Source organism: Variovorax sp. Soil_C_33 (assembly GCF_057656935.1).
The window spans coordinates 303087-326375 of sequence record NZ_JBDGJK010000003.1 but is presented as its reverse complement, the minus strand read 5'-3'; the positions used below and the strand labels follow the sequence as shown (position 1 = coordinate 326375).

Sequence of the window (23289 nt, the reverse complement as noted above, 5' to 3'; positions counted from 1 at the left end):
AATCGGAACATCATGAGCGTTACCACCGGACGAAACGTGGTCGTCGTCGGCACCCAATGGGGCGATGAGGGCAAGGGCAAACTGGTCGACTGGCTGACCGAGAGCGCGCAAGGCGTCGTGCGCTTCCAGGGCGGCCACAATGCAGGCCACACGCTGGTCATCAACGGCGTCAAGACCGCGCTGCACCTGATCCCGAGCGGCATCATGCGTCCCGGCGTCAAGTGCTACATCGGCAACGGCGTGGTGCTCTCGGCGGCCAAGCTGTTCGAGGAGATCGAAGGGCTGGAGAAGGCCGGCGTCGAGGTGCGCTCGCGCCTGCGCATCAGCGAGGCCTGCCCGCTGATCCTGCCTTTCCATGCGGCGCTCGATATCGCGCGCGAGACCTATCGCGAAAAGGGCGGGGTCGAGAAGATCGGCACCACCGGCCGCGGCATCGGTCCGGCCTACGAAGACAAGATCGCGCGCCGCGCACTGCGAGTGCAGGATCTGAAGCACCCCGAGCGCTTCGCCGCCAAGCTGCGCGTGCTGCTCGACCTGCACAACCACGTGCTGACGCAGGTGCTGAGCGCGCCGGCGATCGAGTTCGACGCCGTCTACGACGAGGCGATGCGCCACGCCGAGTTGCTCAAGCCCATGATGGCCGACGTCTCGCGCGAGCTCAACGACGCGCACCGTGCCGGCGCCAACCTGCTGTTCGAAGGCGCGCAGGGCACGCTGCTCGACGTGGACCACGGCACCTATCCCTATGTGACCTCCAGCAACTGCGTGGCCGGCAATGCGGCCGCCGGCTCAGGCGTCGGCCCCGGCATGCTGCACTACGTGCTGGGCATCACCAAGGCCTACTGCACGCGCGTCGGCGGCGGGCCTTTCCCGACCGAGCTCGACTGGGCGACGCCGGGCACCGTCGGCTATCACCTGAGCACGGTCGGCGCAGAGAAGGGCGTGACCACGGGCCGCAGCCGCCGCTGCGGCTGGTTCGACGCGGCGCTGCTCAAGCGCTCGGCGCAGGTCAACGGCCTCTCCGGCCTGTGCATCACCAAGCTCGACGTGCTCGACGGCCTCGAGGAGCTGCAGCTGTGCACCGGCTACCAGCTCGACGGCGAATACACCGACATCCTGCCGATGGGCGCCGACGAGATCGAGCGCTGCACGCCGGTCTACGAGAAGCTCGAGGGATGGAGCGAGAGCACGGTGGGCATCACCCAGTACGACAAGCTGCCGATCAATGCGAGGCTCTACCTGCAGCGCATCGAACAGGTCACGGGCGTGCCGATCCACATGGTGTCGACCAGCCCCGATCGCGACCACACGATCATGATGCGCCACCCCTACCTTGCAGACTGACGGAGCCCATTTTCCATGTTGACCGAAGACGGCAAACACCTCTACGTGAGCTATGACGAGTACCACAACCTGATCGAGAAGCTCGCGATCAAGGTGCACCAGTCGGGCTGGGAGTTCGACACCATCCTGTGCCTGGCGCGCGGCGGCATGCGGCCGGGCGACGTGCTCTCGCGCATCTTCGACAAGCCGCTGGCCATCATGTCCACCAGCTCCTACCGCGCCGATGCCGGCACGATCCAGGGCCACCTGGACATCGCGCGCTACATCACCACGCCCAAGGGCGAGATCGCGGGCAAGGTGCTGCTGGTCGACGATCTCGCGGATTCGGGCCACACGCTGCATGCGGTGGTGGACATGCTCAGGACCAAGTACCCGCCGATCACCGAGCTGCGCAGCGCTGTGATCTGGACCAAGGCCTTGTCGACCTTCACGCCGGACTACTCGGTCGAATACCTGCCGACCAACCCCTGGATTCACCAGCCTTTCGAAGGCTACGACTCCATGGGTGCCGAGAAGCTGCTGGAGAAGTGGTCCGTCTGAAAAGACGACGGCCCCCCGGCGGCGGCCGCCTCAATCCGGTTTCATCATCGCGGTGTAGCGCCGCTGCATCTCGTCGGTCGATACCTCCTCGATGCTGTGGCCGACATTCCAGCGATGCCCGAAGGGGTCGCGGAACGAGCCGGAGCGCTCGCCGTAGAACTGGTCCTGTATCGGGATCTCGAGCGTGGCACCGGCCTTCAGTGCGCGCTCGATCACTGCATCCGCGTCGTCCACGTGCAGATGGATGGTGACGGCGGTGGCGCCGATCGACTTGGCGCCGAGGATGCCGTATTCCGGAAACTCGTCGCTGAGCATCAGCGTCGCGCCGTCGAAGTCGAGCTCGGCATGGCCGATGCGGCCGCTGGGTTCGGTCAGCCTGAACTTCTCGCGCGCGCCGAACACCTCGCTGTAGTAGGCGATCGCCGCCGCGGTGTCGTTGACGCAGAGGTAGGCAAACAGTTCGTGAGTGGCCATCGGAGTCTCCTGTGGGGTCTGGTCGCGATTCTGCGCACGCCGCACGCTCCCCGTCTTGAAAGAAATTGACCTCAGGCGCGCACGTGATTCGGCGAAGCGGGCGAGGCTCGGGCGTAGGCCTGCGGCGTCATGCCGGCGAGCTCCAGGAAGTCGCGGTTGAAATGGGGCTGGTCGCTGTAGCCGGCCTGCAGGGCGAGGTCGATCCAGGGCAGGGCGTCCGTGCCGGTCCATGCCGCCATCGCGCGCTGGAAGCGCAGCACCCGTTCCAGGCGCTTGGGCGCGAGGCCCGCAGCATCCCGGAACAGCGCGATGAAGCGCCGGTGGCTGTAGCCGCTGGCCGCCACCAGTTCGCCGATGGGCGCGCCGCCGCCGAGCCGGGCCAGGGCCTGTGCGATGGCAGGGTGCAGGGCCTGGGGGCGGACCCGCAGGCGCTCGGTCAGCAAGGCCTCGAACACGGCGAGCTGCGTTGCGAGGGTGCCGGCCGCATGGATGCGTTCCAGCGCCTCCTGCACGGCAGCAGCGCCCCAGAGCGCATCCAGCGGCGTGTGGCGCTCGGCCAGTTCATGAGCGGGCAGGCCGAACAGCGCGCGTGCGGCGCCGGGGCGTAGCTGCGCGCCCACCGAGCGGGTGGGGACGGACACGTCGCGCGCATAGAAGGTCGAGCGTGCGCCGCCCACGATCGCGTAGCCCACCGCATGGCCCGCAGCGTCCGCGATGCCGGCGAACAAGCGCAGCGGCGGGCCGGAAAGCCGGAACACCAGGTGCATGTCGCCGGTCGGCAGTACATGTTCGCGCAGCGGCGTATTCGACGCGGCGGCGGCAGGCTCCATCGCCCACATCGATCGGACGCAGCGCCGAAGCAGGGGGCCGGGAGCGCGCATCAGCAGCATGGCCCCATTGTCGGATCAGTGGCGTATCGAGTCGACTAGCATGACGGCATGCGAAAGCCCATCACCGACCTGATCCACCATCCCTACACCCCGCCCGCGAAATTCGCCGCGCCGCAGCCCGGCGTGTTCAAGGCCTCGACCGTATTCTTCGCCGACGTCGCGGCGATGCGCGCGCGCGACTGGAAGACCAAGGCCGGCTACACCTACGGCCTGCACGGCACGCCCACCACCTTCACGCTCGAGGAGCGGCTGGCCACGCTGGAAGGCGGCACCGAATGCCTGCTCGCGCCCAGCGGGCTGGCCGCCATCGCGCTGGTCGCCTTCGCCTTCCTGAAGACCGGCGACGAGGTGCTGATCCCCGACAACGCCTACGGCCCCAACAAGGCGCTGTGCAGCGGCGAACTGGCCAATTTCGGCATCACCCACAAGCTGTACGACGCGATGAATCCGGCCGACCTCGCGGCCAAGCTGTCGGATCGCACCAGGCTGGTCTGGGTCGAGGCCGCGGGTTCGGTCACCATGGAATTCCCGGACCTGCCGGCGCTGGTGGGCGCCTGCCGCGCGCGCGGCGTGATCACGGCGCTCGACAACACCTGGGGCGCCGGTCTTGCCTTTGCCCCCTTCGATTTCAACGGCAGCGGGCAGGGTGTCGACATCTCGATCCAGGCGCTCACCAAGTACCCGAGCGGCGGCGGCGACGTGCTGATGGGCAGCGTGATCACGCGCGACGAGCGGCTGCACCGCGCGCTCAAGCTGAGCCACATGCGCATGGGCTTGGGCATCGGCGTCGCCGACGTCGAGACGCTGCTGCGCTCGCTGCCGAGCATCGCGCTGCGCTACCAGGCGCACGACCGCAGCGCGCGCGAACTCGCGACCTGGCTCGATGGCCGCGCGGAGATCGCGCAGGTGCTGCATCCCGCGCTCGAGGGCTCGCCGGGCCATGCGCACTGGCTGCGCTTGTGCGGCGCCAGCGACCTCGCGGCCGGCCTGTTCTCGGTGGTGTTCGACGCCCGCTACAGCGCCGAACAGGTCGATCGTTTCTGTGACAGCCTGAAACTTTTTCGGCTCGGTTATTCCTGGGGCGGGCCGATCAGCCTTGTCGTGCCCTACGACATCGGCCTCATGCGCGATGCCAGCGTTGCGCGCTGGCCGCACAAGGGCACGCTGGTGCGCTTTTCGGTCGGGCTGGAGGACGCGGACGACCTGCGCGCCGACCTCGAACATGCCCTCGCGGCCCTCTGAACCGCGCCGGTTATCGCGTACAGTCGGACACGCGCAGTCATCGTGACTGCCTCGCCTCAAGGAGAAGCAGTGGCAACACCCAATTACGGCTACGAGAAGCGCCAGAAGGAGTTGGCCAAGAAGAAGAAGAAGGAAGACAAGCTGCGGGAAAAGGCCGCCCGCAAGCTCAGCCCGAGCAGCGAAGGCCTGGCCCAGGGCGATCCGGAAACCGACGTGGCCTCGCTGGAGCACGATCCGCCCACCATCCCGACGCTGCCGACCAAGAACGGCTGATCCGTTCGACCCGGATTCACGGCACCACGAAAAAGCCGCCGCGGGCAGGGCCTGCGGCGGCTTTTTCCTTTTCAGGTCACTTGCCGGCGAGCAGCTTGCGCAGCGACGGCCACACGTTGTCCAGCATGCGTGGCTGCGCCGCCGCCGTCGGATGGATGCGGTCGGCCTGGAACAGGCCTGCCGCGTCGGGACCGTCCGCCACGCCCTTGAGCAGAAAGGGCACCAGGGCGGCCTTGGTGCTGCCCGCCACCTTGGTGAAGACTGCTTCGAAGCGGCGCGTGTAGTCGCTGCCGTAGTTGGGCGGGACCTGGATGCCGACGATCAGCACCTGCGCGCCGGCGGCCTGGGCCGCCTTGGTCATCTGCGTCAGGTTGTCTTCGGTGCCGGCGAGCGACAGGCCGCGCAGCGCGTCGTTGGCGCCCAGCTCCAGCACCACGTGCGTCGGCTTGTGCTGGGCGAGCAGGCCGGCGAGCCGGGCCCGGCCGCCGGCCGTGGTGTCGCCGCTGATGCTGGCGTTGACCACCGTGGCGGCGATCTTCTGCTCGGCCAGCCGCTTCTCCAGCAGCGGGACCCAGCCCTCGCCGCGCTTGAGCCCGTATTCGGCGGAAAGCGAGTCGCCGACGACGAGAATCACAGGCTTGCTGCCGGCCGCCGTCTGGGCCTGGGCATGGAGCCATGACCCCGCACTGCCGGTGAGTGCAGCGCTCAAGATAAAGTGACGTCGATTCACCACGCGAAAACCTTTCAATGTCCAGCACCCGATCCGAAGAAGCAATTGTTGCCGTCGAACACGTTTTCAAGTCTGTCACCGACTCCGCCGGCACGCTGGACATTCTGCAGGACATCGACTTCACGCTGGGCGCCCGGGAGACGGCCGCCATCGTCGGCGCCTCGGGCTCGGGCAAGAGCACGCTGCTGTCGATCGTCGCCGGCCTCGACACGCCCACCCGCGGCACCGTGAGGCTGGCGGGCGAAGACCTGTTCGCGATCGACGAGGACGAGCGCGCCGCGCTGCGCGCCCGCAAGGTCGGCTTCGTGTTCCAGAGCTTCCAGCTGCTCGGCAACCTGAGCGCGCTCGAGAACGTGATGCTGCCGCTCGAGCTGGCCGACCGCCGCGACGCACGCAAGGCCGCGACCGAGATGCTCGGCCGCGTCGGCCTCGGGCAGCGCCTGGGCCACTATCCCAAGGTGCTTTCCGGCGGCGAGCAGCAGCGCGTGGCGCTGGCACGCGCCTTCGTCGTGCAGCCCGCGCTGCTCCTGGCCGACGAGCCCACCGGCAGCCTCGACTTCGCGACCGGCGAGCAGGTGATGCGGCTGATGTTCGACCTCAACCGCGAGCTCGGTACCACGCTCGTGCTCGTCACGCACGACCGCGGCATCGCGGCGCAGTGCGAGCGCCGCATCACGATCGAGGCGGGGCGCGTGGTCCCCGGGGACGAGAACGGGGTCTGAGCCCGGCTCGATAATCCCCGCATGTCTTCCCCCAAAGTGATCTTCGGCTTCCATGCCGTGGGCGTGCGCATCAAGACCGCGCCCAAATCGGTGATCGAGGTGCTGTTCGATGCCAGCCGGCGCGATGCGCGCATGCGGCAGTTCGTCGCCCGGGCCCAGGAGGCCGGCGTGCGGCTGGTCGAGGCCGACGGCCTGCGCCTGTCCAAGCTGAGCGGCAGCCACGGCCACCAGGGCGTGGCTGCGCGCGTGGAACCGATCCCGCAGACCCATTCGCTCGATGAGCTGCTCGAAGGCCTGGAGGCGGCCGGCACGGTGCCCCTGCTGCTGGTGCTCGACGGCGTCACCGACCCGCACAACCTGGGCGCCTGCCTGCGCGTGGCCGACGGGGCAGGCGCGCATGCGGTGATCGCCCCCAAGGACCATGCGGCCGGCATCAATGCCACCGTGGCCAAGGTCGCGAGCGGCGCGGCCGAGACGGTGCCGTACTTCATGGTGACCAATCTCGCGCGCACGCTGGGCGAACTCAAGGAGCGCAACATCTGGTGCGTCGGCACCAGCGACGATGCCCCCGGCACGCTCTACCAGAGCGACCTGAAGCGCCCGCTCGCGCTGGTGCTGGGCGCCGAAGGCGAGGGCATGCGGCAGCTCACGCGCAAGACCTGCGACGAGTTGGTGAGCATCCCCATGGCCGGCGCGGTCGAGAGCCTCAATGTCTCGGTCGCGAGCGGCGTATGCCTCTACGAGGCGATGCGGCAGCGAAACGTGCCAGCCTAGAGGCTCACGAAGCCGGTGCTGCCCGTGTGGTCGCGGGAACGCCAGTCGTCGACCCAGTCCCTGGCCTTGCGTTCCAGCGCGTCGCAGGCCTGCGCTTCATCCGCAAAGCGGCCCGACAGCGCGACGCGGCACAGGTGTGCGCCTTCTCGCCACAGATCGGCATGTCCGGCCGCGTGGCCATCGGTCCCCAGGGCGCTCAGGCAGACGCGAATCTCCCAATCCGCATAGACGAAGCGTTTGACCTCGCCGTCCTCATTCATGATTTCCTCGCTCAAGGTCTTACTGCTCCGATGGCCGAATTGATCCATGCGGAAGCTTAAACCTTCCGCATGGACCGCCTCGACCGCCGGCTGCGGTCCGGGCGCTCAGGCAACCTTGACGTCGATGCGCCGCGGCTGCGCCTGCTCCACCTTGGGGATGCGCAGCGTCAGCACGCCGTTGGCCAGCTCGGCCGACACCTTCTCGGTGTCGAGCTCCTTGCTCAGCGTGAAGACGCGGTGGAAGCGCGCGAGGCCGACCTCGGCGTGGCTCGACTGCAGGCCTTCGGGGACGCTCAGGTCCGATTCGGCGTCGATGGTGAGCGTGTCGGACTCCACCTGGAGCCGCAGCTTGTCCTTGGAGACGCCGGGCAGATCGGCATGGAGCGTGATGCCGGTGTTGTCCTCCACCACGTCCACCGGCGGCGTGAGCGCCGCCTCGCCGTAGCCCGCCTTGTCCTTGCGGGCGAGGGTGTCAAGCTCGTTCATGGCAAGTGCTCCTTCATTGGATGGCGATGCGACGGGGCTGCGCGGAAGCGCGCCGCTGGACCGTGATGTGCACGATGCCGTCGCGGTACTTGGCGTCGACGGCGTCCGGATCCGCGTCTTCCGGCAGCGTGAGTACGCGGCGGAAGCTTCCCGCAAAACGCTCGTGGATGTGCACCGTGGAAGGCGAGTCGTCTTCCGGCAGCAACGACTTGCGCTCGCCGGCAATGGTCAGCAAGCCGCGGTCGAGCTGGATCTCGAGCGTGGCCGGATCAATGCCGGGTGCGAAGGCGTAGATCTCTACCGTTTGCGGCGTGCCGCCGACATTCAGGGCCGGAAAACCGCCGCGGCCCAAACCTCGGATGCTCGGAGACAGATCGAAGGCCTGCTGCATTTCGCGTTGCAGGCGATCCATCTCGGCGAACAGATCGCGCGGAAACAGGGATCGATACATGGCGAAACCTCCATTTGGCTGATGAGACAAACGGAGCGCCGGAGACGCCTCCAGCGCTTCCGGTCAAGGAGGTAGGAGCGACCTGCGAGGATTTCAAGAGGGCGTCGAAGCGCCAAACGCTCAGGAAGGATCCTTGCTGCGCGTGCGCCCCACGGCGGTGAAGATGCCGATGCCGAGCAGGATGAGCGCACCGATGCCGATGTAGAGCGTCGGCACGCCGGCCACCGAGGCGCCCCAGGCCACGCCGGCCAGGAAGATCAGAAAACCGATCAGGTAGAGCGCGAAGGACATGGTTCTTTCTCCGATGTTTGGATCGAACCAGTGTGTCCGGGGAATCGGCCAGGCACGGCGGCTGGCGCCGCCAATGCATGTCGGAGGGTGCCTACCGCGCCGCGCTCTCGGCGCTTGCGGCGTCGAGCGCGGCGATGGTTTCGGCATCGAGCGCGAGGCTGGCCGCAGCCACCAGCTCGTCGAGCTGCTTCTGCGAGGTGGCGCTCGCGATCGGCGCCGTGATGGAGGGGCGCGCGATCTGCCATGCGATCGCGATCTGGCCCGGCGTCGCGCCGCGCGCCTTGGCGGCTGCGTCGAGCGCGGCCAGGATGCGCAGGCCGCGCGGGTTGAGGTACTTCTTCGTCGTGTTCGCGCCGCGTGCGCTCTTGGCGGCGTCGGCCTCGCTGCGGTACTTGCCGGTGAGGAAGCCGGCCGCCAGCGCGTAGAAGTTGATCACGCCGACGCCGCGTTCGAGGCACAGCGGTTCCAGCGTGTCCTCGAACACGGCGCGGTCGTAGAGGTTGTAGAGCGGCTGCAGGCTCTCGTAGCGCGGCAGGCCCTCGCGCTCGGCGACGTCGAGCGCCTCCGCCAGCCGCGGCGCGCTGTAGTTCGAGGCGCCGATGGCGCGCACCTTGCCGGCCTTGATCAGCGCGGCGAAGGCACCGAGCGTGTCGGCCAGGGGCGTCTCGGCATCGTCGTCGTGCGACTGGTAGAGGTCGATGTGATCGGTCTTGAGGCGCTTGAGCGACGCATCGACCGCCTCGCGGATGTAGGCCGGCGACAAGCCCTTCTTGCCTTCGCCCATCGGCTTGCCGACCTTGGTCGCGAGCACCACGCGGTTGCGCTTGCCGGTCTGGCGCAGCCACTTGCCGATGATGGTTTCCGATTCGCCGCCGCTGTGGCCGGGCACCCAGCTCGAATAGACGTCGGCGGTGTCGACGAAGTTGAAGCCGGCATCGAGCCAGGCATCGAGCAGCCGGAACGAGAGCGCCTCGTCGACGGTCCAGCCGAAGACGTTGCCGCCGAAGGCCAGCGGCGAGACTTGAAGGCCGGAGCGGCCGAGGGAGCGAAGTTGCATGGATGTTTCCTTGGGGAGGCTTACACGAAGCCCAGTGCGCCCAGCAGCGCGCCGGCCCCGAGCAGCCACAACAGATGGATGCGGGTGCGCCAGACGATAAATGCTGCGACGCCGGTGAGCAGCCAGAGGTGCCAGGCGGGCGCACCGCCGCCATGGTTACCGGAGGCGAGCACCCAGCCGGTCGCGATCAGCAGGCCCACCACCACCGGCGCCATGCCCTGCTTGAAGGCGCGCACCTCGCGCCGCGTGCGGTTGCGATGGCCCCAGCGCGTCGCGACGTAGGTCAGCGTGGTGCTCGGCAGCATGATGCCGACCATCGTGACCGCGAGCCCGAGCAGGCCGAGCCCCCAGGCCTGCGGGCCGGCGCCGATGCCGCCGCCGGCGTTGAGGCCCACGTTCCATCCCATCAGCGCGACGAAGAGCACGTTGGGGCCCGGCGCGGCCTGCGCGATGGCGACCGAGGAGCTGAACTGCGCGTCGCTGAGCCAGCCGTGCTGGGCGACCAGGTAGCGGTGCATGTCGGGCACGGTGGTGATGGCACCGCTGATCGAGAGCATCGACAGCAGGAGGTACTGGCCGAAAAGGGCCAGCCAGTCGTGCCAGTGCATGGCAATGGTCATGCTTTGATCTTTTTCCAGGTCCACACGCAGGCCACGCCGCCCACCGCCAGCAGCACCCATCCGAGCGGAATGCGCGCGAACGCGATGGCGCCGAAGACCAGGGCGACGAAGCCCAGGCAGACGCCGAAGCCGAGCGGATGCCGGCGCAACGCCGGTATCAGCTTGATGCCGGTGGCGGCGATCAGCCCGCCGGCCACCGCGCCCATGCCGCGCAAGGCGCCGGCCACCTGCGGGTTGCCGGCGTAGTGGGCGTAGAGCACGGCCAGCGCGAGGATCACGACCAGCGGCACCGCCAGCATGCCGGCTACCGCGGCCACGGCGCCGCGCAGGCCGAAGTAGCGGTCGCCGATCATCAGCGCCAGGTTGATGACGTTCGGCCCCGGCAACACCTGGGCCACTGCCCAGTCCTCGAGGAATTCGTCGGCCGTGAGCCAGCGCTTCTTCTCGACCATCTCGCGCTGCACGATCGCGAGCACGCCGCCGAAGCCCTGCAAGGCGAGCCAGGTGAAGGAAACGAAGAGGTCGCCGATGGATCGGGGTTGCGGTCGGTGGGGTGCCGCCGCATCGGTTGGGGCCGGGTGCATCGCGCCCGATTATGGGCGCAGAGCGGCCGCGCCGTTTGCCGACACGCCGGCGCCGCCCATGCTGCGACACTCGCGCCATGCAGCCGCGCGAACTCTTCGATCTCTGCAGGCAGGCGCTCATGTCCTGGAAGGCCGACTACGCGCCGAGCATGGGCGCGGCGCTGGCCTACTATACGGTGTTCTCGGTGGCGCCCTTGCTGCTGATCGTGATCTCGGTCGCCGGCCTCGTATTCGGCCAGGAAGCGGCGCGCGGCGAGATCATGACGCAGCTCTCGGGCCTCATGGGCGAGCAGGGCGCGCGGGCCGTGCAGGGCATGCTGGAGGCCGTCAACAAGCCGAAGGAAGGCATCATCGCCACGGTGATCGGCATCGCCTTGCTGGTGATCGGCGCGACCACCGTGTTCGGCGAGCTGCAGGATGCGCTCGACCGCATCTGGCGCGCCCCCGCGCGCGACACCGGCACGGGCCTGCTGGACCTGCTGCGCGTGCGCCTGCTGTCCTTCGGCATGATCATGGGCATCGGCTTCCTGCTGATGGTGTCGCTGGTGGCCAGTGCGGCGCTGGCGGCGCTCAGCAAGTGGTGGGCGCCGGTGTTCGGCGGCTGGGCGATGCTCGCGCAGGCGGTCAACTTCGTCGTCAGCTTCGCGATGGTGACCGTCGGCTTCGCGATGATCTACAAGATCATGCCGCGCGTACGCGTGCAGTGGCGCGACGTGTGGGTGGGGGCCGCGGTCACGGCGCTGCTGTTCACCGTGGGCAAGCACCTCATCGGCCTGTACATCGGCAAGAGCAGCGTGGCCTCGGGCTACGGCGCCGCGGGCTCGCTGGTGGTGGTGCTGGTGTGGGTTTACTACTCGGCGCAGATCTTCCTGCTCGGCGCCGAGTTCACCTGGGTCTACGCGCACAAGTACGGGTCGCTGCGCGGCGTCGCGCGACCCGATGCGCCTTCGTCGCCGACGCGCGCCTAGCCCGCGAAGCCGCCACCATCGAGGAACGCCTGCTCCTCCGGCGTGGTCTCGCGGCCCAGTGCCTTGTTGCGATGGGGAAAGCGGCCGAAGCGCGCGATGATGTCGCGGTGCAGCACCGCGAAGCGCTGCGTATTGGCGTCGAGCGCGGCGTTCAGCGCGACGGAGCGCTCCTGGTCCTCCAGCGACTCGGAGTGCATGAGGGGCAGGTAGAAGAAGGGCCGCAGCGCGGCTTCGACCTGCCGGTCCAGGCCTTTGTCGATCACCGCATTCGCGATGGCGCGCGCCTTGCCGTCGGTGGCGAACATGTGGGCGCTGTTGCGCCACGCGTTGCGCGGGAACTGGTCGAGCAGCACCATGAGCGCGAGCGCGCCTTCGGCATCGAGAGCCCAGGCATCGAGCGCGCCGGCGGCGGCGGCATGGTGGGCGGCTTCGAAGCGCGACTTGAATTCGGCGTCGAAAGCCTCGTCCTTGGCAAACCATCGCTTCGGTCCGGCCTCGGTCCAGAAGGTCGCGACATCGTGGGCTGTGGGCAGGGTTTTCATGGGCTCGATGATGCCATCGGGTGCCCCGAAGTCGGGCTCGTGGCCGACACGCTGCGCGTCGGGCGCTGTCTATGCTGGGTGCTCTTGAAACTGACGGAGATCGCAATGAACAGATATGGCACCCTCTTGCGCATGGCCCTCGTGGCCGGCACCGCGACCGCGGTACTTGCGGGCTGCGGAATGATGTCGAGGTCCAACACGGCGAGCTTCAGCGGCAGCATGAACGCGGCCAGCCAGGTGCCGCCCAACATGACGCGCGGCAGCGGCCTGGCCGAAGCCTGGCTGAACAAGGACACCAATGTGCTCAAGTACAAGATCGTCTATACCGGCTTGAGCGGTCCCGCCACCGCGGCGCACTTCCACGGTCCGGCCTCCGCCGGCGCCAATGCCGGCATCGTGCTGCCCTTCGCGAATCCCGCCAGCCCGATCGAGGGCCAGGCGACGCTGACGCCGGCCCAGGCGGCCGACCTCATGGCCGGCAAGTGGTACGCCAACGTCCACACCGCGGCCAATCCGGGCGGCGAAATCCGCGGTCAGCTGCTGCCGAAGATGTAGCAGCCCTGCGAGACGCGGCGGCGCTGCGCATGGTGTCAAATCGATCCATGCCCGCCGCCAAGAAAACGAACTCGCGCGTCTCGCGCCCCTCCATCCCCCGCGTCGACATCACGACCGCCAAGAAAGCCCTGGTGCTCCAGGGCGGCGGCGCACTGGGCGCCTACCAGGCCGGCGTGTATGCCGGCGTGTTCGAGAAGCACAAGGCGCTCGACTGGGTGGCCGGCGTGTCGATCGGCGCGGTCAATGCCGCCCTGATCGCGGGCAACGCGCCCGAACTGCGCGTCGCCCGCCTGCGTGAGTTCTGGGACCTCGTTTCCTCCGGTCCGGCCCAGCGCCTGCCGCCGGGCTGGGGCGACCGTGCGCTGTTCAACCAGTGGAGCGCGACCTCCGCCGCCGTGTTCGGCGTGCCGGGCTTTTTCACGCCGCGCCGCAGCCCGGCGCTGCTGCTCGGCGGTGCAGCGCCGGTGCTGAGCTACTACGACACCGCGCCCTTGAAGTCCACGCTCGAGCGGCTGGTGGATTTCGACCTCCTGAACGACGGCGAGATCCGCTTCAGCGTCGGCGCGGTCAATGTGCGCAGCGGCAACTCGGTCTATTTCGATAACAGGAAGCAGCGCATCGGCCCCGAGCACATCATGGCCAGTGGCGCCTTGCCGCCCGGCTTCGCGCCGGTGCACATCGACGGCGAGGACTACTGGGACGGCGGCATCGTCTCCAACACGCCGCTGCAGTACGTGCTCGACACGCATCCGCGCAGCGAGCCGCTGATGGTGCTGCAGGTCGACCTGTTCAGCGCCCGCGGCACCATGCCGCGCACGCTGGCCGAGACCCTGGAGCGGCAGAAGGACATCACCTACTCGAGCCGCACGCGCATGAACACCGATGCCATGGCCTCGAACATGAACCTGCAGCAGGCGGTGGCCGACCTGATCGCTAGGCTGCCTGCCTCGCTGCAGAAGGACCCCAGCGTGGCCGCCGTGTGCGCCCAGCTCACCCACCAGCCGATCGAGATCGTGCACCTGATCTACCGCGACAAGCCCTACGAGCTCGATTCCAAGGACTACGAGTTCTCGCGCGCCTCGGTCGACGAGCACTGGGAGGCCGGTATGCGCGATATGTGCGCGACGTTGGCGCATCCGGAATGGCTCCAGGCCGCCTCGCAAGCCAACGGCGTGACCACCTTCGACCTGGCCCTGCCCAATGCGCCGAAGGTCCGCCGTCCGATGCGAGTGCCGGCCATTCCGGCCGCGCGTTGACGCTGGTCAGCTTCGACCAAGACTCCGGGCGCACGCTGCGTCACAGGCACGCGGCTTGCACGCGCCATCGTCTCTTCACCTTTCATCCCAAGGAGATCCCATGCAACTCAAGGACAAGGTCGCTTTCATCACCGGCTCGGCCAGCGGCATCGGCAAGGAGATCGCCATTCTGTTCGCGCAGGAGGGCGCGAAGATCGTGATCGCCGACCTCAACAAGCAGGCCGCCGACGCCACCGCCGCCGAGCTCGAGGAGAGCGGTGCGCAGGCGATCGGCGTCGGCGTCGATGTCACCAGCGAAGAGCAGGTCGATGCGGCCGTCGAGAAAGCCGCCGAGGCCTTCGGCGGCATCGACATCCTGATCAGCAATGCCGGCATCCAGATCGTGCATCCGGTGGAGGAGTTCAGCTTCGCCGACTGGAAGAGGATGCTGGCCATCCACCTCGACGGCGCCTTCCTCACCACCAAGGCCTGCCTCAAGCACATGTACGCACAGGGCCGCGGCGGCAGCGTGATCTACATGGGCTCGGTGCATTCCAAGGAAGCCTCGCTGCTCAAGGCGCCCTACGTCACGGCCAAGCACGGGCTGGTCGGCCTGGCCAAGACGGTGGCGAAGGAGGGCGCCAGGCACGGCGTGCGCGCCAACGTGATCTGCCCGGGCTTCGTGCGCACGCCGCTGGTCGAGAAGCAGATTCCCGAGCAGGCGAAGACGCTGGGCATCACCGAGGACCAGGTGATCAAGAACGTGATGCTCAAGGAGACGGTGGACGGCGAGTTCACCACCACCGACGATGTGGCGCGCGTGGCGCTGATGTTCGCCGCCTTCCCGACCAATGCGCTCACAGGGCAGTCGCTGGTCGTGAGCCACGGCTGGTTCATGCAGTGAGCTTGAGCTCCCAGGTCTCGCCGACCAGCTGCTGGCCGAAGCCTTCGTAGGGCTCGGACTTGACCAGCTTGAATCCGCGAGCGGCATAGATGCCGCGCGCGGCGACCAGGCAACTGTTGGTCCACAGCACCATCTTCCTGTAGCCCTTCAGGCGCGCGAAGGCGATGCATTCGTCGGTGAGCCGGGCGCCGAGGCCCAGGCCGCGCGCCTGCGGCGTGAGGATCAGCAGGCGCAGTTGCGCCACGGTGGCCGACTTGCGCGCCAGAAACACGGCGCCGACGCGTTCGCCGTCGAGCTCGGCGATCCAGCAGCGTTCCCATTCGGGTTGGAACTTGCGCAGGAACTGGCCCGCGATCTCGGCCACCAGGGCTTCGAATTCGCTGTTCCAGCCGTACTCGCGCGCATAGATCTCGCCATGCTGCTGCACCACCCAGCCGATGTCGCCGGGGCCAGGGTCGCGCAGCACGGCGGTGCGGGGCTTGGACGTCGGGTTCGCCGCGGGTTCGATTAGCGCCTGCACCGTGTGCATCGCATCGATCAGCTGGCGCTGCTGCGGTGCCGACAGCGTCGAGAGCAGGGCGCGTGCCTCGTCGCGCGACTTCTGCTGCAGCGGCGCGAAGGCCGCATGGCCGGCCTCCGTGAGGCGCAGCAGGCTCTGGCGGGCGTCCTTCGGATGCGTCTCGCGCGAGAGCCAGCCGGCGCTTTCGAAGCGGCGCAGGATGCGGCTCAGGTAGCCGCCGTCCAGGCTGAGGTCCTTGCCGATCTCGCTCGCCACAGCGCTCTCGCGGTGCGCCAGCTCGTAGAGCACGCGCACGTCGGTCAGCGACATGTCGCTGCCGAGGTAGGGGTCGAGGGCGCCGATGCGGCGCGTGTAGAAGCGGTTGAACTGGCGCACCGCCTTGACGGCAGCCACGTCGGAGGAGGGAGGTGATTCGACAGACATGATTGCCATTGTCAATTGAATGGTTGACCAAGGCAAGTATCTAATGGCCCGGGCTGCGCACCCGCCAAGGCCTTTAGGCGACAGACCCACCCCGAACCCGTAAAATCGCCGGTTGCCCGAAACGGGCCACCGCGGCATGTCCTGCCGCCATGCCTCCTCCCGATGAACGCCCCTGTCGACGTCTCCTTCTTCCAGCGTGCTGCGAAGCCGCTCTCCAGCTACCGCAAGTACTGGGCAGCCCGCTTCGGCACGGCGAAATTTCTGCCCACCTCGCGGGCGGAGATGGATGCGCTCGGCTGGGACAGCTGCGACATCGTCATCGTCACCGGCGACGCCTACGTGGACCACCCGAGCTTCGGCATGGCGGTGATCGGCCGCATGCTGGAGGCGCAGGGTTTCCGCGTCGGCATCATCGCGCAGCCCGACTGGCACAGCGCCGAGCCTTTCAAGGCGCTTGGCAAGCCGAACCTGTTCTTCGGCGTGACCGCCGGCAACATGGATTCGATGATCAACCGCTACACCGCGGACCGGAAGATCCGCAGCGACGACGCCTACACGCCCGGCGACGTCGGCGGCAGCCGGCCCGACCGCGCGGCCATCGTCTATTCGCAGCGCTGCAAGGAAGCCTGGAACGAGGTGCCGATCGTGCTCGGGGGCATCGAGGGCTCGCTGCGCCGCATCGCCCACTACGACTACTGGCAGGACAAGGTGCGCCGCTCGATCGTGGTGGACGCCAAGTGCGACCTGCTGCTCTACGGCAATGCCGAGCGCGCCATCGTCGAGATCGCGCATCGCCTCGCCGCGCGCGAACCCGTGGCGAAGATCACCGACGTGCGCGGCACGGCGTTCGTGCGGCGCGACACGCCTGAAGGCTGGTTCGAGATCGATTCGACATGCGTCGATGAACCGGGCCGCGTCGAAGCGCATGTGAATCCGTACCTCATGGTCTCGGAGCAGGCCAAGGCGAACGGCGCGACTTGTGCGAAGGAAGACGAAGCCCAAGCCGTGGCCGCCGCGGCGGAAGCGGCTGCCTCGGTCAACCCTGCGATCCAGCCGCTGAACTTCGTGCCCAACCCGGCCTTGCAGAGCCGCGGCAGGCTCAAGGTCCCGCCGCGCGACCGCTCCGTGATCCGCCTGCCTTCCTACGAGCAGGTGCGTGCCGACCCCGTGCTCTACGCCCACGCCAACCGCGTGCTGCACCTCGAGACCAACCCCGGCAATGCGCGCGCGCTGGTGCAGGCGCACGGGGAGGGCACGACCGCGCGCGACGTCTGGATCAACCCGCCGCCGATCCCGCTCACCACGGCCGAGATGGACCACGTGTTCGACCTGCCGTACGCGCGCAGCCCGCACCCGCGCTACGCCGACGAGCACGGCAGCCACGACGGCGCGACCAAGATCCCGGCCTGGGAGATGATCCGCTTCAGCGTGAACATCATGCGCGGCTGCTTCGGCGGCTGCACCTTCTGCTCGATCACCGAGCACGAGGGCCGCATCATCCAGAGCCGCTCGGAAGAATCGATCATCAAGGAGGTCGAGGCGATCCGCGACAGCGTGAAGGGCTTCACCGGCACCATCTCCGACCTCGGCGGGCCGACAGCCAACATGTACCGCATCGGCTGCAAGAGCCCCGAGATCGAATCGGCCTGTCGCAAGCCCAGTTGCGTGTACCCCGGCATCTGCCCGAACCTCAACACCAATCACGATCCGCTGATCAAGATCTACCGCCGCGCGCGCGCGCTGAAGGGCATCAAGAAGATCCTCATCGGCTCGGGCCTGCGCTACGACCTGGCCGTGCAGTCGCCCGAGTACGTGAAGGAACTGGTGCAGCACCACGTCGGCGGCTACCTGAAGATCGCGCCCGAACACACCGAGCAGGGCCCGCTCACCAAGATGATGAAGCCCGGCATCGGCAGCTACGACAAGTTCAAGCAGATGTTCGAGAAGTTCAGCGCCGAGGCGGGCAAGAAGCAGTACCTGATCCCGTACTTCATCGCCGCGCATCCGGGCACCAGCGACGAGGACATGATGAACCTCGCGATCTGGCTCAAGAAGAACGGCTTCCGCGCCGACCAGGTGCAGACCTTCTATCCGTCGCCGATGGCCACCGCGACGACGATGTACCACACCAACAAGAATCCGCTGCGCAAGATCACGCGAGAGAGCGAAACGGTGGACATCGTGCGCGGCGACAAGCGCCGCCGCCTGCACAAGGCCTTTTTGCGCTACCACGATGCCAACAACTGGCCGCTGTTGCGCGAGGCGTTGAAGAAGATGGGCCGCGCCGACCTGATCGGCAACGGCAAGCACCACCTGATCCCGACCTATCAGCCGCTGACCGACGGCAGCTACCAGAGCGCACGGCGCAAGAACTCGACTGCGGTCGCGCTGAAGCCCGTGCAGCCCGTCAAGGGCCGCATCCTCACGCAGCACACCGGGCTGCCGCCGCGCGACAACGGCGCCGGGCGCGGCAAGCCGGTGCGCAAGGCGCGCTGAGCGCCACGGGTCCTTATGATTTGTGCGATGCACATCCACCGTTCTCCCCCTCCGCCGACCCTGGCCTGAGGTGTTGCGCCCCGAGCGCTGCGCCTGAAGGCCCACATGGGTGGCCGTCTTCGCTCCTTCGTTGCGGGCGCGGGCGGCCGGCGTAAGGATGCCTGCCGCCAATGCGCGCGGCGGGCCTTGGAGAACTTTTCATGAACGAAAGAATGTTCGCCGCCCTGGCGTGGGGCGGTGTGCTGCTCGCCGGCGCCTTGTGGGGCGGCGGTGCGCTGGTGGCGCAATTCCTCATCGAAGGCGGCATCGCGCCGCAAAGCCTGTCGCTCGCGCGCTTCGCGCTCGGCCTGCCGCTCCTTTGGTGGTGGCACTGGCGCGCACGCGAGATGCCGCGCGTGCAATGGCGCGAACTCGCGTACCGCGAACGCTGGCAGGTCGTCGCGACCGGCGCGGCGATGGCGCTCAACGTGAGCTGCTGGTTCGCCGGCATCGCCCACTTGGGCGCGGCGCTGCCGACCGTGATCTCGATCTGCGGCGCGCCCGCAATCGTCGCGGCCGTCTCCGTGCTGCGCGGCTACGAGCGCTTCGGCGCTCGGCTGCTGGCGGGGCTGGTGCTGGCATTGGCGGGCGTCGCGCTGGTCGTCTGGCCGGCGGCCGGTCTCGGCGCGCTGCCCGCAGGCTACCTGGCGGGCCTGGCCTGGTCCTTCGCCTCGGCCTGCTGCTATGCGCTGGTTGTGATCGGCAATGCGCGCATGCCGGCGCGCGTGCCGGCCGTCACCGCATCGGCCTGGGGCATGAGCGTGGCGGCGCTGTGCATGCTCGTTGCCGCGCTCTCGGCCGGCATGACATGGCCGGCCGGCGCCGTGCAATGGCTCGGCGTGGGCTACACCGGCGTGGTGACGACCTCCGTCGCCTACCTCGCCTTTGCCTGGGGCGCACGGCGCCTGTCACCGACGGTCGCCGTGGTCGGCACGCTGATCGAGCCGCTGGTGGCCGCCTTGCTGGCGGCCTGGCTGTTCGAGCAGGCGCTCGCGCCGCGCCAGTGGCTGGGCGCGCTTCTGCTCGGCGCGGCCATGTGGCTCCTCACGCGGCGCGGGCGCGCCGGAGGCTGAAAGCCAAGCCGTTGTATGGTGTGGTCCCATGAACAGCTTTTTGGCCGCTTCGTGTCGCTGCACCTCTCGCATGGCCTTGTGGATTGCATGGGGCGCCTGGGCGCTGGGCGCGCAGGCGGCCCCGCAAGAGGCGGGTTCGGCGCAGGCCTTGCGCGAGCTGCACCAGAAGCTGGCCGGCCAGCTCGCACGCAGCCCGCTGAAGCGGCCCATGCATCTGGAATCGGTGGAAACGGAGAACGGGCTGCAGGGCGATATCTATGCCGTGGTCGATCACCCGCTGGAACACGTGCGCGCCGCACTCGCCAACGCGTCGCAGTGGTGCGAGATGCTGCTGCTGCACATCAACAACCGGCGCTGCCGCGTGGTCCGGCGGCCGGATGGCGACGTGCTCACGCTCAGCGTGGTGCGGCGCTACGACAAGCCGGTGGAGCAGGCCTTCGAGCTCGACTTCGTCCACCGCACGGCCAGCGCCGCGCGCGACTACCTCGCGGTCGACCTGTCGGCGGAGGCCGGGCCGCTCGGCACCAGCCGCTACCGCGTGATGCTCGAAGCCACGCCGCTCGGTGCGCGCCAGACCTTCCTTCACTTCGGCTATGCCTACGAGCACAACATGATGGCGCGCTACGCCACCATGGCCTACCTCGCGACCTTCGGCAGCCACAAGGTGGGCTTCACCGTGGTCGGCAAGACGCCTGACGGCCAGCCCGAATACATCCGCGGACTGCGCGGCCTGATGGAGCGCAACGCGATGCGCTACTTCCTCACCCTCGATGCCTATCTGGCCGGCCTCGGGGTGCCGGCGCCGGAGCGCTCGGAGAAGCGCCTGCAGCGCTGGTTCGAGGCCGTCGAGCAATATCCGGCGCAGTTGCACGAGGTCGACCTCGCGACCTACCTCGCGCACAAGCACGAAGACCGTCAGCGCGACTCCGGCGCCGTGCGCTGATCAGCGCAGCACCAGCACCGGCGTGTGCGAGTGCGTCAGCACGTGCAGCGTCTCGCTGCCCATCAGCAGGCGCTTGATGCCGCGCCGGCCGTGAGAGGCCATGACGATCAGGTCGCAGTGGAAGTTGCGAGCGGCCTCGATGATGGCTTCCGAGACCAGCTCGGACTTCATCACGACGGCCTTGGTGTTCTCGACGCCCTTGGCGAGTGCTTTTTCCTTCACCGCATCGACCACGCGCTGCGCTTCGGCATCGGCCTGCTCCTGCAGCCGCGTGACTTCCATCTGGTTCAGCAGCAGCGAGCCTTCGAAGTAGCCGGTGGGGTAGTGGTGCACCACCTTGACGGCGACCAGTTCGGCTTTCATCAGGATGGCCAGGTCGATCGCGCTGGTCACGGCTTGTTCCGAGAGCTCGGAACCGTCGGTGGCGACGAGTATGCGTTCATACATGGCGGATCTCCCGGGCGGGAGGGGCCCCGCCCCTGCTTGCAGATTAATGCGCTGGCCCGCGCCGGGCAAGGCATCTGGCGTGTTCTAGATGGGCCAGCCTAGCGTTTCACCGCAGCGTCACAAAGCTTCGCCTTAATCCCCGGGGCTCGCGCACGGTGCGCGGGCCGAACCAGCAGGAACAAGAATGAACAAGCGATCGAGGATGGGGTGGCTGGCAGCGATGGCTGCCGGCGTGGTGGTGGCGGCATGCGGGGGCGGGGGAGGCGGTGGCGGCTTCGCGCCGTCGTCGAGCGGTGGAGATGCACCGCCCGCTGCTAAGAGCGTCACCGGCGTGTTCCTCGATTCCGCCGTCGAAGGCCTGGACTACGTGGCCGGCTCGTCCGCCAAGGCCGTCACCTCCGCCAAGGGCGAGTTCGTGTGCAAGGAAGGCGAGACGGTGCGCTTCAGCCTCGGTGCGCTCGTGCTCGGCAGCGCGAGCTGCGGTGCCGCGATCACGCCGCTCGCGCTGGCCAACCTGCAAGCCACGGCGGCCGATGTGAAGGCCGACAAGGTGGTCAATCGCCTGTTCGCGCTGCAGAGCTTCGACGAGGATGGGGATCCTTCCAACGGCATCAAGCTCACCGATGCGCTGAAGGCGGCGCTCACCGCCGGCGTGCTTGATTTCGATGCCGACGCCGGCGCCTTCGATGCTAAGCTCGGCACGCTGCTCGCGGCCTTGCCCAGCCCTTACAGCGCACGCGTGGTCGATGCCGGCCGCCGCCTGCTGGCGCGCGAGCATTTCGAAAGCACGCTGGCCGCCAGCCTGGGCACGCCGGTGACCGAAGCTTCGACACAGACCAACGCCCTCGGCAGCATCGCGGTGAAGGTCACGCGCCACCAGCTGCAGGCCGACAAGAAGTTCCACGTGCCCTACGAAGGCAGCAACGAGAAGACCCGCGCCGACTTCGCCGGCGGCTTCCTGCCGGCCTACGGCTCGGGCCTGGCCTTCAAGGGCACGGCGGCCGACGGCGCGCTGGAGTTCTATGCCATCACCGATCGCGGCCCCAACGGCGACGGCCCGACGGCGCCCGTGCCCGGCGGCGGCGGCGCGACCAACATCAGCAAGGTGTTCCCGGCGCCGTCCTTTGCGCCGAGCTTCGGCGTCGTCGCGGTCGGCAAGAGCGGTGCGGTGCTGCAGTCGAGCACGCCGCTCAGGCTCGATGCCGCGCGCAAGCTCACCGGCCTGCCGCCGCAGTCGGGCGTCGGTTCCACCGGCGAGACGCCGCTGACCGAGAACTACGTGTTCGACGCCGCCAAGGCCGGCTTCGATGCCAACGGCCTCGACCCGGAGACGATGGTGCTCGACAAGGCCCGCAACGTGCTGTGGACCAGCGACGAGTACGGCCCCTTCATCGCGCGCATCAACATCGCCACCGGCGTGGTCGAGAAGAAGTACGGCCCCGGCGCAGGCGCCGCGGACCTGCCCGCGGTGCTCTCGCAGCGGCGGCCCAACCGTGGCATGGAAGGCCTTGCGCTGGACGCGGCCAGCGGCAAGCTGCACGGCTTCCTGCAGAGCCCGATCGACCCGAAGGACGGCGCCGGCAAGTCCATCAAGGCCAGGCCGCCCGGCGGCAGCAACACCGACGTGCGCCACATCGCCAAGTTCGCACGCTGGCTCGAGTTCGACCCGGTCACCGAGACGTCGAAGATGTACGCCTATCCGATCGACGGCAGCCAGTACGACAAGGACCGCACCGGCAACGCCAAGCTCGGCGACATGGTGAGCCTGGGCGGCGGGCTCTTCATCGTGATCGAGCAGGGCGCGCGCAAGAGCGACGCCAAGGTGTTCAACAAGCTGATGCTGGTCGAGATTCCGGCCGACGCGACCGATATCGCGGCGCTGGACCACAACCTCGAGATCAGCAGCATCACGCAGACGGTGTCGGGCGCGGCCGACTGGTCCACCGTGGTGCAGATGAAGAAGACCGAGCTGCTCGACCTCAACGCGCTCGGCTGGCTGGCCGAGAAGGCCGAGGGCCTGACGCTGGTGGACGAGAACACGCTGGCGCTGGTGAACGACAACGACTTCGGCCTCGGCACCATGCTGCTGGACGCCAACGGCCAGCGCGTGGCCGGCAGCATGGAAGACTGCACCGTCGATGCCGCCGGCGCGATCGTCAGCGGCTGCCCTGCCGGTGTGGTCGGTGCCCGCATCACGCGCGGCAGCGATCTGGAGCGGCCGACGCGCATCTGGCTGCTGCGCTTCGAGCGCAAGCTCGGCGAGCTGCGGCTTCCGGCGCCCTGAAGCCCGGCCTCGCGAAATTTAAGGTTTCGTGAGGGATTGCTTAAGCAATTCTTAGCGGCGCCGCGGGCCTCGGATTCCTAGACTTCTTTTCCAGCAGGCCGGTGCATGGTGCACCGGCCGCT

The 23289-nt window shown here is 68.2% G+C and carries 27 protein-coding genes; 14 read left to right on the top strand and 13 right to left on the bottom strand.

Annotated features, from left to right (window positions below):
* Positions 1-12 precede the first annotated feature (12 nt).
* Positions 13-1344, top strand: coding sequence for an adenylosuccinate synthase (locus AC3A6B_RS06955; protein ID WP_487836016.1), 1332 nt, complete (start codon positions 13-15; stop codon positions 1342-1344).
* A gap of 15 nt (positions 1345-1359) precedes the next feature.
* Entirely contained in the window at positions 1360-1884 is a 525-nt protein-coding gene (locus AC3A6B_RS06950) for a phosphoribosyltransferase (RefSeq protein WP_487836015.1), read from the top strand.
* A gap of 30 nt (positions 1885-1914) precedes the next feature.
* On the opposite strand, the gene AC3A6B_RS06945 is transcribed toward AC3A6B_RS06950, so the two are convergent.
* Together AC3A6B_RS06945 and AC3A6B_RS06940 are read right to left on the bottom strand one after the other, a co-directional pair.
* Positions 1915-2358: a VOC family protein gene (locus AC3A6B_RS06945; RefSeq protein WP_487836014.1), complete on the bottom strand. Its 444-nt coding sequence runs from the start codon at positions 2356-2358 to the stop codon at positions 1915-1917.
* 71 nt (positions 2359-2429) lie between these two features.
* A complete protein-coding gene (locus AC3A6B_RS06940) occupies positions 2430-3248 on the bottom strand; it encodes a helix-turn-helix domain-containing protein (RefSeq protein ID WP_487836013.1) in 819 nt (272 codons plus the stop codon).
* A 48-nt stretch (positions 3249-3296) separates the two neighbouring features.
* Between AC3A6B_RS06940 and AC3A6B_RS06935 the strand changes: the two genes are divergently transcribed.
* Both AC3A6B_RS06935 and AC3A6B_RS06930 read left to right on the top strand, forming a co-directional pair.
* Complete coding sequence (locus AC3A6B_RS06935) at positions 3297-4490, top strand: PLP-dependent transferase (protein ID WP_487836012.1); 1194 nt, start codon at positions 3297-3299, stop codon at positions 4488-4490.
* 69 nt (positions 4491-4559) lie between these two features.
* Positions 4560-4763, top strand: coding sequence for a hypothetical protein (locus AC3A6B_RS06930; protein ID WP_126837921.1), 204 nt, complete (start codon positions 4560-4562; stop codon positions 4761-4763).
* A gap of 76 nt (positions 4764-4839) precedes the next feature.
* On the opposite strand, the gene AC3A6B_RS06925 is transcribed toward AC3A6B_RS06930, so the two are convergent.
* A complete protein-coding gene (locus AC3A6B_RS06925; protein WP_487836011.1) occupies positions 4840-5472 on the bottom strand; it encodes an arylesterase in 633 nt (210 codons plus the stop codon).
* Between the two features lie 38 nt (positions 5473-5510).
* Here AC3A6B_RS06925 and AC3A6B_RS06920 point away from each other — a divergent pair, with 38 nt between their 5' ends.
* Together AC3A6B_RS06920 and rlmB are read left to right on the top strand one after the other, a co-directional pair.
* The gene (locus tag AC3A6B_RS06920) at positions 5511-6215 is read left to right on the top strand and encodes an ABC transporter ATP-binding protein (RefSeq protein WP_487836010.1); all 705 of its coding nucleotides are present in this window, start codon (positions 5511-5513) and stop codon (positions 6213-6215) included.
* Positions 6216-6236: 21 nt separating this feature from the next.
* Positions 6237-6989, top strand: a complete 753-nt coding sequence (gene rlmB, locus AC3A6B_RS06915; RefSeq protein ID WP_487836009.1) for a 23S rRNA (guanosine(2251)-2'-O)-methyltransferase RlmB — start codon at positions 6237-6239, stop codon at positions 6987-6989.
* Here rlmB and AC3A6B_RS06910 read toward each other — a convergent pair.
* The 7 genes from AC3A6B_RS06910 to AC3A6B_RS06880 all read right to left on the bottom strand — a co-directional run bounded on the left by AC3A6B_RS06910 (position 6986) and on the right by AC3A6B_RS06880 (position 10738).
* Entirely contained in the window at positions 6986-7297 is a 312-nt protein-coding gene (locus AC3A6B_RS06910) for a hypothetical protein (protein ID WP_487836008.1), read from the bottom strand. The two genes, rlmB and AC3A6B_RS06910, sit on opposite strands and share 4 nt — an antisense overlap.
* Positions 7298-7354: 57 nt before the next feature.
* The gene (locus AC3A6B_RS06905; protein ID WP_487836007.1) at positions 7355-7735 is read right to left on the bottom strand and encodes an Hsp20/alpha crystallin family protein; all 381 of its coding nucleotides are present in this window, start codon (positions 7733-7735) and stop codon (positions 7355-7357) included.
* A 13-nt stretch (positions 7736-7748) separates the two neighbouring features.
* Positions 7749-8186, bottom strand: a complete 438-nt coding sequence (locus tag AC3A6B_RS06900; RefSeq protein ID WP_487836006.1) for an Hsp20/alpha crystallin family protein — start codon at positions 8184-8186, stop codon at positions 7749-7751.
* A gap of 120 nt (positions 8187-8306) precedes the next feature.
* Positions 8307-8477 carry a SoxR reducing system RseC family protein gene (locus AC3A6B_RS06895; protein WP_139191699.1) on the bottom strand — a complete coding sequence of 57 codons (171 nt, stop codon included), beginning with the start codon at positions 8475-8477 and terminating at the stop codon, positions 8307-8309.
* Between the two features lie 91 nt (positions 8478-8568).
* Entirely contained in the window at positions 8569-9534 is a 966-nt protein-coding gene (locus tag AC3A6B_RS06890) for an aldo/keto reductase (RefSeq protein WP_487836005.1), read from the bottom strand.
* A 20-nt stretch (positions 9535-9554) separates the two neighbouring features.
* Positions 9555-10154 (bottom strand): chromate transporter, encoded by a 600-nt coding sequence (locus tag AC3A6B_RS06885; protein ID WP_487836004.1) that lies wholly within the window; start codon positions 10152-10154, stop codon positions 9555-9557.
* Positions 10151-10738 (bottom strand): chromate transporter, encoded by a 588-nt coding sequence (locus tag AC3A6B_RS06880; RefSeq protein WP_487836003.1) that lies wholly within the window; start codon positions 10736-10738, stop codon positions 10151-10153. Before AC3A6B_RS06880 ends, AC3A6B_RS06885 begins: the two co-directional genes overlap by 4 nt.
* Before the next feature lie 77 nt (positions 10739-10815).
* On the opposite strand from AC3A6B_RS06880, the gene AC3A6B_RS06875 reads away from it, so the two are divergent.
* Positions 10816-11706: a YihY/virulence factor BrkB family protein gene (locus AC3A6B_RS06875; protein WP_487836002.1), complete on the top strand. Its 891-nt coding sequence runs from the start codon at positions 10816-10818 to the stop codon at positions 11704-11706.
* Here AC3A6B_RS06875 and AC3A6B_RS06870 read toward each other — a convergent pair.
* Complete coding sequence (locus AC3A6B_RS06870) at positions 11703-12248, bottom strand: DUF924 family protein (RefSeq protein ID WP_487836001.1); 546 nt, start codon at positions 12246-12248, stop codon at positions 11703-11705. The two genes, AC3A6B_RS06875 and AC3A6B_RS06870, sit on opposite strands and share 4 nt — an antisense overlap.
* A gap of 105 nt (positions 12249-12353) precedes the next feature.
* Here AC3A6B_RS06870 and AC3A6B_RS06865 point away from each other — a divergent pair, with 105 nt between their 5' ends.
* The 3 genes from AC3A6B_RS06865 to AC3A6B_RS06855 all read left to right on the top strand — a co-directional run bounded on the left by AC3A6B_RS06865 (position 12354) and on the right by AC3A6B_RS06855 (position 14942).
* Entirely contained in the window at positions 12354-12803 is a 450-nt protein-coding gene (locus AC3A6B_RS06865) for a CHRD domain-containing protein (RefSeq protein ID WP_487836000.1), read from the top strand.
* Positions 12804-12850: 47 nt separating this feature from the next.
* Positions 12851-14059: a DUF3734 domain-containing protein gene (locus tag AC3A6B_RS06860; RefSeq protein WP_487835999.1), complete on the top strand. Its 1209-nt coding sequence runs from the start codon at positions 12851-12853 to the stop codon at positions 14057-14059.
* 100 nt (positions 14060-14159) lie between these two features.
* The gene (locus AC3A6B_RS06855; protein ID WP_487835998.1) at positions 14160-14942 is read left to right on the top strand and encodes a 3-hydroxybutyrate dehydrogenase; all 783 of its coding nucleotides are present in this window, start codon (positions 14160-14162) and stop codon (positions 14940-14942) included.
* Here the strand turns inward: AC3A6B_RS06855 and AC3A6B_RS06850 are convergent.
* Entirely contained in the window at positions 14932-15885 is a 954-nt protein-coding gene (locus AC3A6B_RS06850) for a bifunctional helix-turn-helix transcriptional regulator/GNAT family N-acetyltransferase (protein WP_487835997.1), read from the bottom strand. The genes AC3A6B_RS06855 and AC3A6B_RS06850 overlap by 11 nt on opposite strands.
* A 162-nt stretch (positions 15886-16047) precedes the next feature.
* Here AC3A6B_RS06850 and AC3A6B_RS06845 point away from each other — a divergent pair, with 162 nt between their 5' ends.
* The 3 genes from AC3A6B_RS06845 (at position 16048) to AC3A6B_RS06835 (ending at position 20436) form a co-directional block, all read left to right on the top strand.
* On the top strand, positions 16048-18381 hold the full coding sequence (locus tag AC3A6B_RS06845) for a YgiQ family radical SAM protein (RefSeq protein ID WP_487835996.1): 2334 nt from the start codon (positions 16048-16050) through the stop codon (positions 18379-18381).
* A 200-nt stretch (positions 18382-18581) separates the two neighbouring features.
* Positions 18582-19493: a DMT family transporter gene (locus AC3A6B_RS06840; protein WP_487835995.1), complete on the top strand. Its 912-nt coding sequence runs from the start codon at positions 18582-18584 to the stop codon at positions 19491-19493.
* Between the two features lie 70 nt (positions 19494-19563).
* Positions 19564-20436 (top strand): hypothetical protein, encoded by an 873-nt coding sequence (locus AC3A6B_RS06835; protein WP_487835994.1) that lies wholly within the window; start codon positions 19564-19566, stop codon positions 20434-20436.
* On the opposite strand, the gene AC3A6B_RS06830 is transcribed toward AC3A6B_RS06835, so the two are convergent.
* The gene (locus AC3A6B_RS06830) at positions 20437-20883 is read right to left on the bottom strand and encodes a universal stress protein (RefSeq protein WP_487835993.1); all 447 of its coding nucleotides are present in this window, start codon (positions 20881-20883) and stop codon (positions 20437-20439) included. It lies immediately after the preceding gene.
* A gap of 184 nt (positions 20884-21067) precedes the next feature.
* Between AC3A6B_RS06830 and AC3A6B_RS06825 the strand changes: the two genes are divergently transcribed.
* Positions 21068-23167 (top strand): esterase-like activity of phytase family protein, encoded by a 2100-nt coding sequence (locus tag AC3A6B_RS06825; RefSeq protein WP_487835992.1) that lies wholly within the window; start codon positions 21068-21070, stop codon positions 23165-23167.
* The last annotated feature ends 122 nt before the right edge of the window (positions 23168-23289 follow it).